General features: G+C 42.1%; 9 protein-coding genes and 1 tRNA gene. 4 read left to right on the top strand and 6 right to left on the bottom strand.

Annotated features, from left to right (window positions below):
* Nucleotides 1-244: 244 nt before the first annotated feature.
* The 4 genes from F0145_RS13005 (at nucleotide 245) to F0145_RS12990 (ending at nucleotide 8,608) form a co-directional block, all read left to right on the top strand.
* The gene (locus F0145_RS13005; protein ID WP_190277544.1) at nucleotides 245-4,627 is read left to right on the top strand and encodes a T9SS type A sorting domain-containing protein; all 4,383 of its coding nucleotides are present in this window, start codon (nucleotides 245-247) and stop codon (nucleotides 4,625-4,627) included.
* Between the two features lie 193 nt (nucleotides 4,628-4,820).
* Nucleotides 4,821-7,004, top strand: coding sequence for a PAS domain-containing sensor histidine kinase (locus F0145_RS13000; protein WP_150088851.1), 2,184 nt, complete (start codon nucleotides 4,821-4,823; stop codon nucleotides 7,002-7,004).
* A gap of 5 nt (nucleotides 7,005-7,009) precedes the next feature.
* Nucleotides 7,010-7,417, top strand: coding sequence for a response regulator (locus F0145_RS12995; protein ID WP_190277543.1), 408 nt, complete (start codon nucleotides 7,010-7,012; stop codon nucleotides 7,415-7,417).
* 312 nt (nucleotides 7,418-7,729) lie between these two features.
* Nucleotides 7,730-8,608, top strand: coding sequence for an alpha/beta hydrolase family esterase (locus F0145_RS12990; RefSeq protein ID WP_150088849.1), 879 nt, complete (start codon nucleotides 7,730-7,732; stop codon nucleotides 8,606-8,608).
* A 99-nt stretch (nucleotides 8,609-8,707) separates the two neighbouring features.
* Here F0145_RS12990 and F0145_RS12985 read toward each other — a convergent pair.
* The 6 genes from F0145_RS12985 to F0145_RS12960 form a co-directional block, all read right to left on the bottom strand.
* Nucleotides 8,708-8,779, bottom strand: a tRNA-Arg gene (locus tag F0145_RS12985).
* Nucleotides 8,780-9,116: 337 nt separating this feature from the next.
* On the bottom strand, nucleotides 9,117-9,353 hold the full coding sequence (locus F0145_RS12980; RefSeq protein ID WP_150088848.1) for a hypothetical protein: 237 nt from the start codon (nucleotides 9,351-9,353) through the stop codon (nucleotides 9,117-9,119).
* 895 nt (nucleotides 9,354-10,248) lie between these two features.
* Complete coding sequence (locus F0145_RS12975) at nucleotides 10,249-11,547, bottom strand: amidohydrolase family protein (protein ID WP_150088847.1); 1,299 nt, start codon at nucleotides 11,545-11,547, stop codon at nucleotides 10,249-10,251.
* 146 nt (nucleotides 11,548-11,693) lie between these two features.
* Nucleotides 11,694-14,714 carry an amidohydrolase family protein gene (locus tag F0145_RS12970; RefSeq protein WP_150088846.1) on the bottom strand — a complete coding sequence of 1,007 codons (3,021 nt, stop codon included), beginning with the start codon at nucleotides 14,712-14,714 and terminating at the stop codon, nucleotides 11,694-11,696.
* 527 nt (nucleotides 14,715-15,241) lie between these two features.
* Entirely contained in the window at nucleotides 15,242-15,907 is a 666-nt protein-coding gene (locus tag F0145_RS12965) for a metallophosphoesterase family protein (RefSeq protein WP_150088845.1), read from the bottom strand.
* A gap of 147 nt (nucleotides 15,908-16,054) precedes the next feature.
* On the bottom strand, nucleotides 16,055-17,011 hold the full coding sequence (locus tag F0145_RS12960; protein WP_150088844.1) for an aldo/keto reductase: 957 nt from the start codon (nucleotides 17,009-17,011) through the stop codon (nucleotides 16,055-16,057).
* Nucleotides 17,012-17,160 lie beyond the last annotated feature (149 nt).

Here is a 17,160-nt window from a genome sequence, read left to right as displayed (position 1 = left end):
AGGCAGAATTGATTCTAATATTAAAGTCTGAGCTATGAGTATCAATAATGAAGCTAAGTAACTCATAATACAATTATTCTATTCAGGCAGATAAGATATTTGAAGCTTAAGGCGCTTTGTGATAGGCTTTTATACTGAAAGTTTTCGTTCGTCGGGTAAAAACCTATGTTCATCGAAAAGAAGGTTTGTAATTGCTGTTAATTGTATTTTTTAAATTATTTTCGAAGCACTTAATTAGATGCTTATGAAAATGATTTCTACTATTCTGATGTATGTAAAAAAGGGCAGATGTAATTTATCTTTTTTTATTCCAATTTTATTGGTATTAATCTTAAATTTTTTATTTCCGGCCAGCACATTTGCCCAGATTCCGGGTTTTATTGTTCAAAAAGCAACAAATGCTGGCGAGAAGGTGCTGGACCCTAATACCGACGGTTATGTTTCTAAAACAACTTCCGGATTTATATCGAACGATGTAGGGGCAACTTATAGCGAAATTCCTTACCGTTTGTTCCCGCAGGTTTTAACGGAACCGCATTCGGATCTAAAAACCGGTGGTTCTACTAACTTTACCGATTTAATGAAAGACCCGTGGTATGCTTATTTTGATGGCAACAACTTCATGTTCCGGGTGCGGGTAGGTAATAATTCGTCGGCTTCTAAAGGCTTTAGCGTACTTATTGATGCCAATAATACTTTTGCCGGAACCGGTACCAACCCCGGCTTTGAGTACGAGGTGTTATTAGCCACTAACTTTGATGTAGGAATAATAAACCTGGCTAATAATACAACTATTTACACGGCCTCGCACCTAACCAACTCCCAGCGTTCGGTTGCACTATCGGCCACTAACAGCAACGCCGATTATTTTATTGACTTTTTTGTGCCAGTATCTGGGTTTAATGGCGCTATTACGGCGGCTACGCCGTTGCGGCTTTCGGGCATTTCGGTTACCAGTGCACAAAGTGGTATTACCGGTACGGTTGCCGATATTGGTGGTTTAAATGATTTAAATTATATCGATAGAAATCAGGCCTGGAGTGCGGTTATAAATTCGTTTCCTGCAACCAGCTTAAATAATATATTAACTAGTGGTTTTAGTGCAGGAGCAACGAGTGTACCAGCGGTTAATGGACCAATCAGAGCAGGTGGAACTTCTATCTCGGGTTTATCAACGGAAGCGGAAGGTACGGTTATTACCGTTTTTAATAATGATGTTTCTATTGGAACCACCACCGTAAGCAGTACCGGAACCTGGACTTTAACTAATATTGCCAGCTCTGCATTAGTAGCTGGTAATAGTATTACGGCTACGGCCTTAGCAACAAGTAAAACACCATCAACTGTATCTAACTCCGTTATTGTTTCTACGGTTTTAGTTAACTGTACTACAACGGCTCCTATTATTACTGCGTTCGGACAAAATGAAAAAAACATCACAGGTACTACTATTTATCCGGGCGCTACCATAAAAGTATATCGCGATGGAGTTTATTTTGGTTCTACTACGTCTGCTACAACTGTTACTAGCGGAACCTATTCCTGGACCTTTACCCCTGCTGGTCAAGGTAACAACTTGTTTAGTTATGGTACTAGTGGAGGTGGTAGCGCTGTTGGTGTTAATTATGCTACTCTTAGTGCTACTGTTATACCCACCAGTAGTTGTGAATCGCCCTCTTCTAATCTTTTTTTCTTGCCTGGAGCTACTGCTTCAACGCCTAATGCAAATACCACCGCTCAACCGGTAATCACTACTTCCCTGGTATGCGCTACTACAACTACTTTGTCCGGAACGGCAGAAGCAGGTGCTTTAATTTATTTGTACAGAAATGGCATCCCGGTAAATGGTTATCCTACAACAATTTCAACTGCTGCTGTACCTGTTGCTGGTGCGAGCTTAACACACAGCACCACTGCTACCGCAACCGGAAGTTGGTCCATCAACTTAACTTCTATGGGCTTTACAGTAGGCGATAAATTTACAGTTCGGGCTAAAACGCCAGTCTCGCCTTACACAGCTACAAGCTTTCCTAGTAGTTTTAAAGGTATGTCACCAGTATCAGCAGAACTAATTGTAGGATATTGCGCTACTTCTACTGCGCCCGTAATTGTTGGGACTTATTGTACTACAACTTCTATAACCAGTGTATCCGGTACATCAACCGAAGCTTTTGGTACCTCTATTAATATTTACAAAACAGGGACTGCAACGGCAATTGCAACGGCAACAGTTAATTCTGCTAGCACCTGGACGGCTACTATTCCGGCTGGTACCCTTACTGTTAATTCGCAGTTTTATGCTAGTGCTACTGCGACAAACAAAAACGTTAGTGCTTCGTCTGCTACCGTTACTGTAACATCTCAGACCCCAACAACTAGTTTGGTTATCGCTACACCTATAAAAGAAGGTAATGGTTCTAATGGAACGGTAACCGGAACCGCATCAGCCAATGCAACTGTATATGTTTATATTGATGGATCTTTACTTGGAACTACGCTGGCTTCGGCAAATGGAAGCTGGTCATTAACTAATTTGTCGAGCTTAGAATTATATACCGGAGGCTTAATTACTGCAACTGTAAAAACCACAGGCTTGTGCGAGAGTGCCCAGGTAACAGGCGGCTATGTTCAGTGTAATACTGCGCCTGCAGTTATTACGGCATCATTCACTTCTGCTGTTTCTAATATTTGTAACGAAAGTCAGGTAAGCGCCTCCATTTCTAATTCAGAGAATGGCATTTATTACCAGTTAACGTTGGATAATGTAAACACTGGAAACCCTGTAGTAGGTACGGGTGGTGCTATTACGCTTATTTCAGGTCTTATTAAAGCAAATGGTACCTTGCGGATTGTAGCTCGTAAAAACTATTCTGCCTATTGCGAAACCATACAGGCAACTACGCCGGTTACCGTTAATGGAACAGTGCCAGCTAAACCCGTAATTTCATTTTCACCAAATCCTATTTGTTACAATAGCACGGCTACTATTACTATATCAAGTAGTTTAGTTGCTGGTGATAAATACCAGTTGAAAAAAGATGGTGTACTGGTTGGCTCTGAAATTACTTACAATTCAGCACCTTTTACTTTTACGACCGATGTTATAACCGGAACGGCTGTGTATGCTGTAGTGCATAAGAATACTGCTGGATGTACTTCAACTTCGGATGCTGTTATCATTACGCCTCAGGGGCCAGCCAATAACCGCAGTGTTACCGTTAATAAAAACTCTGCCTGTGTGAATGAAACTGTAACCATTAGCGTAGCTACCGAATACGGTGCAGCTACCCCTTACACCTATGCCATTCTCCAAAATGGTACCCAATTAACTACTTTTGTTGGGGATGGTTCTGTAAAAACTTTTACTACTGCTGCTCTAGCTAATGGTACCTACACTTACACAGTAAGGGTTACTTCTTCAACTTGTACTGTTACGTTAGCGCAATCCCAAACAGTGGTGGTAGGTCAAACCGTAACTACTGCTCTAGTAGGCGCTACGCAACAAGCCTGTTATTCTACCACTTTATCTGGTAACCAACCAACTTATGGTACTGGTACCTGGACAGTTATTACTATGCCGGCAGGGGCTGCTACGCCGGTATTTGCCAATGTTAATCAGCATAATACTTTAGTTGCCGGGTTAACTTCTGGAACATATACTTTCCGCTGGACAATTGCACAAACCTGTAATGGAACCACAAGCAGTAATTTCAAAGATTTGATTGTTAATGCTAATTGTGCAACTACTTACAATGTAAATTCTCCTTATTTTGTAAATGGGTACGATAACCTGGATGTTTTAGCTTTTGCTTATGATACCGAAGGCTTTAAACCCGCTGTAACTAATTTTACATTAACATCAGGAGCTTTGCCGGCCGGCGTTAGCTTAAACGCCATTACCGGCGAAATATTTGTATCAAACAGCAGTACTTTAAGCAAGATTGGTATATACACCTATCGGGTAACCATTACGGCTACCGATGCTTTAAACAACACTACCATAAATATTCCGGTAACCTTGTTTTTCTACCCGGCGGCTTCCCAAACTTCTATGGATAATAATCCTTACACCGTTTTACCAGTAGAGCTGCTTTACTTTAGGGCTAAACAAATAAACGGCGAGGTAAATTTAGTATGGGCTACTGCTACCGAAACCGAAAACCAGGGCTTTGAAATAGAAAGAAGCCAGGATGGCAAAATATTTAAGAAAATAGGCCAGGTAGCTGGTGCCGGTACCAGTTTAGAATTACAGAAATATACCTTCCGGGATAGAACTGTTTTGTCAGGTACTGTTTACTACCGCCTGAAGCAAGTAGATTTTATTGGTACCTATACCTATAGTGCAGTAGCAGCTTTAAAAGCCGATGGGAATAATCAGCCTAAATTGCTGGCTTATCCAAACCCTACCAAAGGTAAAATTACCTTGGTGCTGCAAACTCCGACATCTGAAAAGTACAACCTCGAAATTCGGGATTTAGCCGGTAAACTGGTTTTAACCGAAAAAGCAATATTTAGTAACCAAACCGACGAATTAGTTTTAAATCTGCAACATTTACCAGCCGGTACTTACCTGGTTAGTGCCCGTTCCGAAGCCAGCGTGTTGGTAACCCGTATTATTAAAAATTAACAATTGTTTGTTTTTCTGTTTAAGCCTGGCTTTTAAATAAAAGTCAGGCTTTTTGCAGGATTAATGTAAAACAAGCCAGGGATAATTTCGTATAATATAAATTTATATATATTCTTTAATGCGGCCGGATAACCTTACTGGAAAACACCCGGTTAAAATTTAAAACACCTTACTTTGCCTGAGCTTTCAATTAATGCAAGAACTCATTAATCAGCATGCCTTTTTCGATACTATTTTTCAGTACAACATTGATACTATTGTTGTTTTAAACAAAGATGGTATTATTATCTATCGGTCCGATGATATGCAGCCATCTTTGGGGTGGCAATCAAATGAATTAATAGGAACCGATATCCGGCATTATATTCACGAAGAAGATATCCGGGTTTTTGAGGCGGCGCTTTATACGGCCTGTACCCTGCGAACCACCGAAACCTGTACTTACCGGGCAAAAGCGTGCAGTGGCCAGTGGCGTTGGATTACCAGCGAGCTGATAAACATGCTGGAACATCCGGCAGTTCAGGGGTTTATTATGCGCTCGAAAGATATTACCGACAATATAGAGGCTGCCGCTAAAATAAAAGAAAAAGAGGCTTACTACGAATCTTTGTTTTGCAACCATCCAGATTCTGTTACCTTACTCAACAGTGCCGGCCAAATAGAAGATGCAAATGCCAGTACCACCCGGATTTTTGGTTATACCAAAGAAGAAATTATAAACCAGCACTTTGCCAGTTTTGTTAAACCAGAGGCATTAGAAACCTCACAAGCAGCTTTTGCGCAAGCCTGGCTAGGTAAATCCGGCTGGATTAAAGGAACCGGAATTCACAAAAACGGTACCGAGGTTGAGTTAAGTGTTACCTTAGTGCCCATTATGCACCAGGGTAAAGTTATAAAAGTGCAGGGAATTACTCAGGATATTACTCAGGTTATTCGGGCCCACCAACTAATAAAAGAACAGACTGAGGCCCAAAGCAGTATTTTTGAAAGCATAAACGAAGGATTCTTGGCGCTTGATCAAAATTTTTACATTACCTATATAAACCAGGTATGCGCCACGCTATTAAATGAAAGCAAAGAAGCGCTTTTAAATAGGTCTTTGTTTAGCATTAACCCGGATCTTTCATCTTCTATATTTTTACGGAAATGTAAAGAAGTAGCAGCAACCGGGAAGTCTGTCCATTTTCAGGAGTATTTCCCATTCATTAATGTTACACTCGATTTAGATATATACCCAACCAAAAAGGGTTTCGCCGTTCATTTTTTAGATATAACCGACAAAATTGCCCAGCAGGAAAATTTTGAAAAGTTATTTTTTGTCGCCAGTAAGGTATTAAACGGGGTTTTGATTTTGCAGGCTAATGGCACCATAGAGTGGGCTAACGAAAGCTTTTTAAAGGTTTTGGATATTTCTTTAACGGAGGCTAAAGGAAAGAAGGTAAGCGAAATATTAGGTGAAAATAATATTAATTATGATACCATAATTAAAATAGCCCAAAGGGTGCAAAATGGCGTTCCTTTTTCGGAAGACATTGCTTTTACGCAAAAAAACGGCCAAAGAATATGGTTGCACGTGGATATTACCCCGGAGTTAGATAAGTCTGGTAAAATTAAACGATCCTTTTTTATCCTGTCGGATGTATCGGCGTTAAAAGATGCAGAATTGCACCTGCAACAACAAGCCAATGCGCTATTTCTGAAAAACCAGGACTTACAGCAGTTTACCTATATGGTTTCGCACAATTTACGGGCTCCGGTTGCTAATGCGCTAGGCTACACCGATCTGTTATACCGCGTACAAAAAAACGACCCGGTTTACGATAAAATCCTGAATAAGCTTAAAACATCGGTAACCCGCCTCGACGATGTTATAAAAGATATTAATACCATTTTAGCCGTAAAAGACAAAGATAAACCCAATACCAAACAACCTGTTTCGGTTGCCGGTGTTTTCCGGCAGGTACACGAAAGATTGCAAGGCGCTTTAGCGGAGTGTGGCGGGCAGTTAGTAACCGAACTAAACGAAGACTATAAACTTAATACCGATAAAGTTTATTTGTACAGTATTATTTATAAGCTGGTGAGTAATGCTATTAAATACCGGTCGCCGAACCGCCCACTGAAAATAAACCTGGGTGCATGGCAGGATGCCGAAGGTAAAATCGTGCTCTGGATAACTGATAATGGCATTGGCATGGATATGCAAAAAGTAAAAAGCCATTTATTTAAATTATACAAAAGGTTTAATACCAATGTAGAAGGCAAAGGCATGGGTTTGCTTTTAGTAAAAAATCAGGTAGAAGCTTTGGGTGGCCACATTGAAGTAGCCAGTCAGCTTGATTCCGGAACAGTTTTTACCATTTCGTTTAATTCCTAATGCCCATGATACCCCAGGTCTTTATAATCGATGATGATGAAATGAGTTGTTATCTGACCCGGTTTATGCTTAAACTGCAACAAGCGGCCAGTGATATTGTTACTTATTTTGATGCAGAGGAAGCCTTAAAGGCGATTGAAACAGGCCTGGAACAAGGTAATTTGCCTAACCTGATTTTGCTGGACCTGAATATGCCCCACCTAGATGGCTGGGAATTTTTAGACGCCCTAGCTCCCCTGGAAGAAAAACTAACGAATAAATTAAAAATATTCATCCTCACTTCTTCCGTTGACCCATACGACGAAGAAAGATCGCGGGCTTATAGCCTTGTTTCGGGGTTTTTACCCAAGCCGCTCTCCGCCGAAACCGCTAATTTATTTAAACAACAGTTTGGTGTTAATAACAACGAATAACATCTAAGGCAAGTAGCAGATGCCTTTTCCAATATCAACTTCAAGAGATTACAAGCCAGCAATGCTGTTGGTAAATATTGCCCGGCTTTTAAATTTAAAAACGGTGTAAAGCTTGCGCAGGTACTCATAAACCTATATCCGCAGCAAAAACAGTTGCAAACCTTTAGTTTTACCAGAAACGGAATATTTAGCAAATCAACTTGGTAACTGCCTAAACAGCATTATGTATTTGTATAAATAAATTTTATACCTTAACCAGTTCTAAATTGGGGAAGCGTATTATTGGCCCAGCTAAGTTTTAAATTCATGAACATGACAAAATATATTTTACTGGTTTTATTTCTCACCAGCTTTTTTACTGCTAAAAGCCAGGTACTGACAGATTCTGTTTTAGTAGAGAATCATTACCGCACATTTCATTTTAATAAGCCCAGCCAGGCAACAAAAAATTACCACTTAATATTTGTGCTGCATGGTTCTGGTGGCGATGGAAAAGGCATGCTGAAACCTGCCGCTAATTTTGAAAAAGTAGCCGGTAGAGAGCAATTTTTCTTGGTTTATCCGGATGGCTATAAACGCTACTGGAACGAATGTCGGAAAATGGCCACTAGTGTTGCCAACCTGCAAAATATTAACGAGCAGGCATTTTTTGAAGCAATGGTTCGCTACTTTAAAAAACATTACCAGGTTAAGGATCAGCAATTTTTTGCAATAGGTTTATCGGGTGGGGGGCACATGGCTTACAAACTGGCTTTAACTATGCCTGATAAATGTAAAGGAATAAGTGCGGTGGTGGCTAATTTACCCGATACAGATAACCTGGATTGTGCTGAATTAAAGAAACCGGTAGCCGTTATGATTATCAACGGCACCAAAGATTCCGTAAATCCATACGAGGGCGGGCCAATGGTAGTAAATGGAAGTTCTTTTGGAACGGTACTTTCTACAAATAGCAATTTTAATTATTGGGCCAGTATAGCCGGCTACAAAGGGAAACCTGTAGTAGAAGCCTTGCCCGATACAAATCCTGCCAATAAGCAAACTATTACCAGGTATACTTTTAAAGCTACAGGTAAGCCTGAAGTGACACTGTTAAAAGTGGAAGGAGGGGAGCATGCTTTCCCCGGGGATGTAGATGCTTTTATCGAATCGGGCAAATTCTTTAAAAGACAAATAGCGAGCAAGCTATAATTGCTGCATATTAAAGGGGAAGAAATAAATTTCTATTGTCCGAAATATTTCCGAACTAAATAAAAAAAGCTTTTAGCAATAAGCTAAAAGCTTTTTTTGTGCTCCCGAAGGGATTCGAACCCCTATCATTGGTACCGGAAACCAACATTCTATCCATTGAACTACGGAAGCAATTTTATTGGAATGCAAAATTAAGTTTTTTATTTAAATTAACGAACATTCTTAAACAAAAAAATTACACCAAGTTAGGTAGGGCGTAAAATCTTTATTATATCCCGGAAATAAATGTTCTAATGCCTGTTTAAACCCAAACCCAATATTATAGCCGTATAAGTTTTGATGCATAAAGGCGTACATAAGATTTATATACAGTAAAGGCCGCATCTGTGGGCGGCCTTTGCTTAAACTGTGTTAAGTTAAATAATTATTTTGTGGAGGCTTGGTTAGTGACTAACCAGTAAAAATAACAATAAGATGTTTGCTGAAAAAATATATAACTAATTATTTATTAGTGATTTAAATACTTCATGGCTTCGTTTTCCGATATTAATTCAAAAGCATCTAGTACTTTATCGTTGGTACCGGTGTTGTAGCCTTTAATGTAATAAGTACCGTTGGCTTTGTAAACTGCAAAATTATGAGCACCATAAGGAGCAGCTAAATTACGGGCAAAGGGGAAGGCACGTGATAAATCGAAGCGTTTACCACAGTTGGTTTGGATTACGGTGTTTGTAAGTCTTTCCATGACGCGAAATTGAATTTAAAGGTATTCGTTAAATTTAGTAGAGAATTAAATATTTTAGCAGGTGCTAAACTTTTTACAAATACTTTAATAGGTAGTGCAAAAAAGTCTTATAAATTTAATAATATTTAATAACATGTCCAAATATTCTAATATTTTATTTTTGTTAACTCTTTAAGTTATCAGGATTATTCAAACTTATTTTAGAATAATTTTGGCCGTTTTAACACTACTACAATACATTTAAAGTTATTAAAGTTTAATTTTTTATAAGAATATTTAATAAATATTGCCTGATAAACATTGTTGCTAAAAGTATTAGTTCCATAATTTGCTTGATTATCAAATACTTGTATTAACAATATAAACTTCCGAATAAATATTATAATCGAATGGAATAATCGCTGATTATTCTTCTGCTATTAGTCTAACAGTAGCGTTATAAATTTTATGAGTAGCGTTTTGGTAAGATTATATAATATTATACTTGCTTTAATTTCGTAGAAGTTTAAAATAGACCTTTGTTAGGTATACATTTTTTATAACCATAGGTGGCAAGCGGAGCTTTCGAGCAGCAACATCGGGCTAGGTTAATATTATAACAGATTAAGTGGTACCGTGTAATCTTGTAATGAATAAAAAAATAGCGTGAGAATAAAAGCGAATGGATAAAAAGCCTTTGGCACTAACCAGAGGCTTTTATACCAAATAGTAAAAAGCAGTTTGCATAGCAGAAAAGAAGAGCTAATCTGACCTATCTGGGTCATTCCGGAAGAATCTTCTGCGTTACCTAATCAGAAGATTCTTTCGGAATGACCGCGTTGAGCAGGAGGCAAAAATATCCTGCATCTCTGGCAGATTGTTCAGGCTATAGGGTATTAGTAGATAACAGGAAAATTTATTTTGCTTCTCCGGCTTGGTATTTAGCCTTAAACTTCTGATACAAATATTTTTGTTTATCAGTAAGGACCAGCCTACGCCCCTGAATATAAGCCTGGGTTACCTGGTTGGTGCGCATATCTAACAGGTCGCCGGCCGAAACAACCAGCGTCGCATCTTTGCCGGTTTCCAGGGTGCCTACCTGGGTATCAATGCCTAATATTTTAGCGGTATTAACCGTAATAGTCATTAAAGCTTGTTCTTTGGTTAGCCCATGCGCTACGGCCGTACCCGCAATAAAAGGTAAATTCCGGACACCGTGTAAGCTGGTACTATAGCTAAGGCCATACAAAATGCCGGCTTGTTGTAATAAAAAAGGTGTTTTGTAAGCTAAATCGGTATCATCGCCGGCTAAACCGGGTAAGGCGTGCACCCCCGAAAGAATTACCGGAATATTATTTTCGCGCAGAAAGTCTGTAATGCGCCACGCATCCCGACCACCTGTTAGCACTATCTGCTTTACGCCATTCTTTTGGGCAAACCGCACACTTTCTATAATGTCTTTGGCGTTGTCGGCGTGCAGGTAAAGTCGTTTAGTGCCGTCGAACAAACCTTTTAGAGCAGTTAACTTAAAATTTTCTTTGTTGGGCGTGCCTAGCCGGAAGGCCGCCGCTTCTTTAAATAATTTATCCAGGTCCTGCAATAATTTTTCACGGTTACGCTGGGCTTCAGTAAAGGCCGGGGTAGTTTCGGATTGGGTTTGGTAAAGTAAAGGGGGCCAGTACAGGTGCATGCCATCATCGGCTTTTACCACGGCATCTTCCCAGTTCCAGGCATCTAGGTGCATTACCGATGAAGTTCCCGAAATAGTACCACCAACCGGCGTTACCTGGAGCAGCAATACGCCATTGGCCCGAATGGTAGGCAGTACATCGGAATCGGTGTTGTAAGCCACCATAGCGCGTACATTCGGATTAATTTGGCCAACTTCCTGCTGGTCTAAGGTGGCTCTTACAGAAGCTATTTCGTTCAGACCCAGGGTTGTATTGGGTTGAATCAGGCCAGGGTATATATGCTGCCCGGTTACGTCAATCTGCTCGTAGCCGGTTGCGGTGGGTGCGCTGCTGGCCGAGCCAGCATAAATAATTTTGCCTTTATCAAAGGCTACAGCCGCCTTCTCGATAACGGTGCCATTGCCTACGTGCAGCGTAGCGCCGGTTAATAAGATGGGTTTGTTTTGCAGCGGAGCGGGGGCGGGTACCTGGGCGGAGGCTTGCAGGCTTATGAATAAGGCAATTATTAAATATTTTAATTTCATAGGAATTTCCGTTTGGGAATATTTTAGTTAAGGTGGATTAAATATTTATTTACCACCCCTGTCCGTCCTAAAATGGGAGAGGAACTTTCGAATATTTAAATTTATAATCACCAACCAACAACCAACAACCGATAACCAACAACCAATTATTCTACGTCTTCGCAGTGTAATACCTGGCCGCGGGTGGTAGTTGGTATGGGCTGGGTAGGCGCACCGGCTTGTTTAGCGTTTAGCATTTTCTGGATGAGCCGCTGGCGTTCTTTAGCAACTTCGGTTTGGAGTTGCTTATCGGTTTCCAGATCGAAGTAGGCAATGCCATCTACATAAGTTTTGGCGGGCTTGGCGTAGATAGAAAGCGGATGATCGGTCCAGAGTACGAGGTCGGCGTCTTTGCCGGGTTTAATGCTGCCCATGCGGTGGTCGAGGTGCAATAATTTGGCTGGGTTCAGGGTTACCAGTTTCAAGGCTTCTTCTTCCGATAATCCACCGTATTTCATTGTTTTGGCGGCTTCCTGGTTCAGGCGACGGGCCATTTCAGCATCATCGGAATTTATGGCGGTTACTAATCCCATACTGTGCATAATGGCAGCATTATACGGAATGGCATCTTTTACTTCCATTTTATAAGCCCACCAATCGGAGAAAGTAGAAGCACCTGCGCCGTGGTTTTTCATTTTATCGGCTACTTTATATCCTTCCAGAATATGCGTAAAGGTGTTTACTTTAAAGCCCATCTGGTCGGCTACTTTCAGGAGCATGTTAATTTCGGACTGCACATAGGAGTGGCAGGTAATAAAACGTTTGTTGTTTAATATTTCTACCAGCGTTTCCAGTTCCAGGTCACGGCGGGGTACTTCGGCTTTGGTTTTGGCAGCTTTAGACAAACGGTTGTAAGCCTGGTGCGCTTTTTCGTATTCTTTCGCCCGCTGAAACGCATCGTAAAATACCTGCTCTACGCCCATGCGGGTCTGCGGAAAACGGGTTACATTTTGGGTATTCGAACGTTTTACATTTTCGCCCAAAGCAAATTTAATGTAGCTGTCGGCACCTTTAATTTTGAGGTCTTCGGCGCCTAAGCCGTAGCGCAATTTAATAATAGCCGATTGGCCGCCAATGGGGTTGGCCGAACCATGCAATAATTGCGAAGCCGTTACGCCACCCGCCAGTTGCCGGTAAATATTTACATCTTCCGGATTAATTACATCGCCCACCCGTACTTCGGCGCTTACTGCTTGCGTTCCTTCGTTTACCGAGCCGTTAATGGCAATATGAGAGTGTTCGTCGATGATGCCGGGCGTTAAATGTTTGTTAGTACCATCTACCACTTTCGCCCCAGCGGCGCTCAGGTTTTTGCCTACTTTTTCAATTTTGCCATTACGCAACAGCACATCGGTATTTTCTAATTTTCCGGCTTGCTCATTCGTCCAGACGGTGGTATTTTTAATCAGCACGATTTCCTGTTTGGGCAAAGAAGTTCGGCCGAAGGCAGCGAAAGGATAAATATTATTGCCAAGTACAATCGGGTCTTTTGCTTTAATTGTATCGCGGCGGGCCTGTACGGTTAAAGCTTTGGCTAATTTGGCATTCCATTTTACCGGGGTAGCATCGGGTAATAAACCTTCGCCCTGGTAGCCTTTTGCTGGGCCGGCGTACCAGCCGCTGAGCCTAACCGTATTTTCCTGTTTTTTAACATCGGGGTTATAGCTTAAAGTAATTAAATCGCCGTTCAGGAATATTTTACCTTTTACTTTAGTGGTATCGGTAGCGCCGGACGCTTTAAAAGCAATGCGGGCTTCGGGTTTATCGGGGTTGCCGGCAATTTCGAGGCGCAAACCCGCTTGCTGGCCAACTTGCAAGTTGTAAACACCCCGTACATCGGCCGGAATTTCGCTAAGTTTATACTGTTCGCCCTGAATCCAGTTTTCCAGAATAACATTATCTTCCTGAAATATTGGCTTGGAAGTAATAATAAAATTAGCCACCATATTCGGGTTTAAAGCACCTACCAAATGTTCGGCTTTTAATAAACGGGCCGGCGTTTGCGTTAAAGCTTTCAACGCTTCTTGCTCGTCGAGGCCGTAAGCAATAGCCTGCCGGAGGTTAGGTAAGAATTTCTTCTTGTCTTTCAGGTCGGCGGCGGTGAGCGCAAACGGAATATTGGCTTTGGCTACGGTTGCCGGATTAGCCGGGGCCATTTCCCAGTGCTTTAGGTCTTCGATGGCCACGCGGCTGGCATCAAACGGGTCTTCAACGTTGTAAGCATCCGGGAAATTAAGCGGTACTATTAACGTGGCTTTGGTAGCTTTTACTTCGTTTAAGTTCTGGTATTCGTCGCCGCGGCTTTTTATAATATATTGCTGCCCAAATTCATCGCCTATTTTATCGGCCCGTACCAGATTTAGTTTGTCCGTAGCTTCGAATATTTGGGGTAGTTTGCGGGTATCGGTAAAAGCTTTAAGCGAGAGGTTTTGTTCTTTGCCGGGCGTTTTGGCGTTCCAGTCGGCATCTAAGTAGGTCTGGCGCAGCAAGGCAATGGCACCCATCAGCGAGCCCGGATAATCCTGGGTAGAAGAACCCCGGTCGAAAGATAAACCGGCCGCCGCCCGGTCGAGTAAGATTACTTCGTTTTCGCGTTTCTGGCCCAACGTTACCAACGCCGCCGTTCCACGGGCAATCCCGTCGGGGTGTAGGGCCAGCACCGTACCAAAACCTTGTTTGCGGTAATCATCGGCAGCTTTGGCATCTACCCTAAATATTTCGGCGGCATTATTTTCGGCCCGGATAGCCTGGTTCCAGCTATAAGGGCCTTTTTTCTGGGTTTCGGAAGGACCGGTAGCGTACGGAACCTGAACTTTTATAACGGGTGGCAATCCGTAAGAAGAGAAAATATCAATCAGGCTGGGGTAAATATATTTGCCTTTAACATCAACCACTACCGCATCGGCCGGAATTTTTACTTTTGCGCCAGTAGCTACTACTTTGCCGTTCCGGATGAGGAGCGTAGCATTATCCAGACGGGTTTGGTAATCGGTAAAGATGGTCGCGTTGGTAAAGGCTACCAGTCCGGGGCGGTCGTCGTACACACCGTTGCGCGGAAAGGTTTCCTGGGCAGTAGCAAGAAAGCGCCCGGCGCATAGCAGAAGAGCCGTTAAGTAGAAACGTTTCATAAATATGAGTATGGGGAATATAGTATCGTGAAGATAATATTCTGGGAGAAGAGTTTAGAAGGAAATTAAAAATAAATATAAACTAATAAGGAATAAGCTTAAAGTTTTAATGAGCCTTGCTTAAAAGCTTGTGTTGAGAAGCGAAGAATGTTTAACGTTTGTCTTTTGAAAGATTACATCTTTCAAGGCAAAGGTGCTAACTGCATTTACTAGCCTAAGTTTGCTCACGGCCGCGGGGCCCCGTTTGGTCATTCGGGCTGCTCATCTTTCCTTTGCTCGTACCTCGCAATGCTACGCACCGGAAACCTGAAAGGCCCTCATCGCCCAAACTGCTGTCGTTTGCTTCGTAGCTGCTGCTTTTCTCTATTAAACTATAGCACAATAAATATTTAGAAAAGCCTGCTCTATAATCTTCCGGCCGCGCTTAACTGTTAGCCCAGCTCCCCGCCTAAGTTTAGGAGGGGTTTGGGGGTGGTTGTTTTTCTCAGTTTAGTTTCCGGCAAGTTCTGTCGCCGGCTATATTATAGTTAATCCATGTTGCGGACGGCGTGCAGTTGGCGGGTGTCCAGGTTTAAAGCGGTTAGGTGGCCCATGCGCATTTTAAATACACAGCCGCCGTCTATGTCAATAACTTTACTGGTGGGGTCGGCTACGGCATCTTCTATCTCGAAAACTGGAATAGGAGTGTGGCCATGAATAATGGTCTTGCCGTTGGTGTAGGTATCAATCACCTTAAAATCCCGAATCCAGAGCATGGCTTTTTCGTTCTGAAACGGGTTGGGCGATTCAAAATCGAAGCCGGCGTGTACTAACAAATAATCTTCCAGCTCTACGTAAAAATCTAACTGGTGCAGAAAGCGCCAATATTTTTCTGGTATTTCGGTAATATCGTCTACGTTAAAGCTGTCGAGGGCCTGGTTGCCGCCGTTCAAGAACCAATGATGCAAATATTCGGAACCTTCGAGGGCTTGCAGCATCATATCTTCGTGGTTGCCCATGAGCGTGGTTACCCGGTAGCGTTTCTCCTGGAGTTCCATAATAAAATCCAGTACGCCTTTGGTGTCGGGTCCGCGGTCAATGTAATCGCCTAACAAAAACAACTCGTCTTCGGGCTTTAACTGCAGCACCTCCTGCACTAAGTATCTGAACGTTTTATTGCACCCGTGAATATCTGATATAGCGTAACGACTCAAAACGAAATAAAATCTTTAAAAATGCCTCTAAAAATACCTGCCTCCCGGTAAAATTAAGGAGTTATTTTTTAAGGCCGATGGTATTTTTTGAATAATTGCATGAATCATTTATGCAGGTATCAGCCTACGCGAAATTAAGGAAACGCTTTAACTTATTTTTTGGATGTAGGCCTCCATTTTCTGGCGGGTAGCTTCGTCGGGTAATCGGCCGTAACCGGCCTGCATGTTGTCGGTGAGGTGTTTAGGTTTGGAGGTAGCCGGAATAACGCAGGTAATGGCCGGATGGCCCAGAATATATTTCAGGAAAAACTGTCCCCAGCTCTGGCAATCGAACTCGGCCGCCCATTCGGGCAAAGGTTTGCCTTTAACCGCGCTAAACAAAGAACCACTCTCGAAAGGACGATTTACAATAACGGCCACATTTTTTTCGGCAGCTAAAGGTAAAAGCCGTTTGGCTGCATCGCGCGTGGCAATATTATAGTTTAGCTGCACAAAATCAATGGATTCGGTTTTAATAATGCGTTCCAGATCGTCGAAAGCACTGGTTAAATAATGCGTAATGCCCAGGTAGCGGATGCGCTGTTCGGCTTTCCAGCGGTACAAAGTTTTTAAGTGGGTACGCCAATCTACCAGGTTATGTATCTGCATTAAATCCAAGGGCCGCACCTGCATTTCGCGCACCGAGGTTTCCATTTGTTTAATGCCGTTTTGCTCGCCTTGCGTCCAGACTTTGGTAGCCATAAAAAGTTTCTTTTGCAACTTCAAGTCTACGCTTAAATCGCCTACTACTTCTTCCGATCGGCCGTACATGGGCGAAGAATCTATTAACGAGCCGCCCATCTGGGCAAATAACCGCAATACTTCTTTTACATCGGCACGGCTCACCGGCGAAGGGCCTACATCAAAAGTTTGCCAGGTGCCCAAACCTACTACCGGTAATAATTCATTGGTGCCCGGAATAGGCCGTTTGATTAAAGTATTTTTAGCAGTTATAATATTCATAGCGTTAGTTGTAGTATTCATAAAAGGCAGCAGGCAAGAACCAACGCCCGCCTTTAAGGCTAGTTGCAAAAGTTGGCGACGGGAATAGGACTGGTGCAGCATGTTTACCAAAGTTTCTGAGATTATTTCCCTACGTGGCCGGTGCGGCAGAGGTTTATGAGCTATTGGATTACAATTTAAAGAACCGGTATAAACTAAGCCAGACCCATATATTTTAGAAAGATAAATATTCCTCGGATAATATTTGGCTT

Source organism: Adhaeribacter rhizoryzae (assembly GCF_008629685.1).
GTDB classification, from domain to species: Bacteria; Bacteroidota; Bacteroidia; order Cytophagales; family Hymenobacteraceae; genus Adhaeribacter; species Adhaeribacter rhizoryzae.
This window is presented reverse-complemented; position numbering and strand designations above follow the sequence as displayed.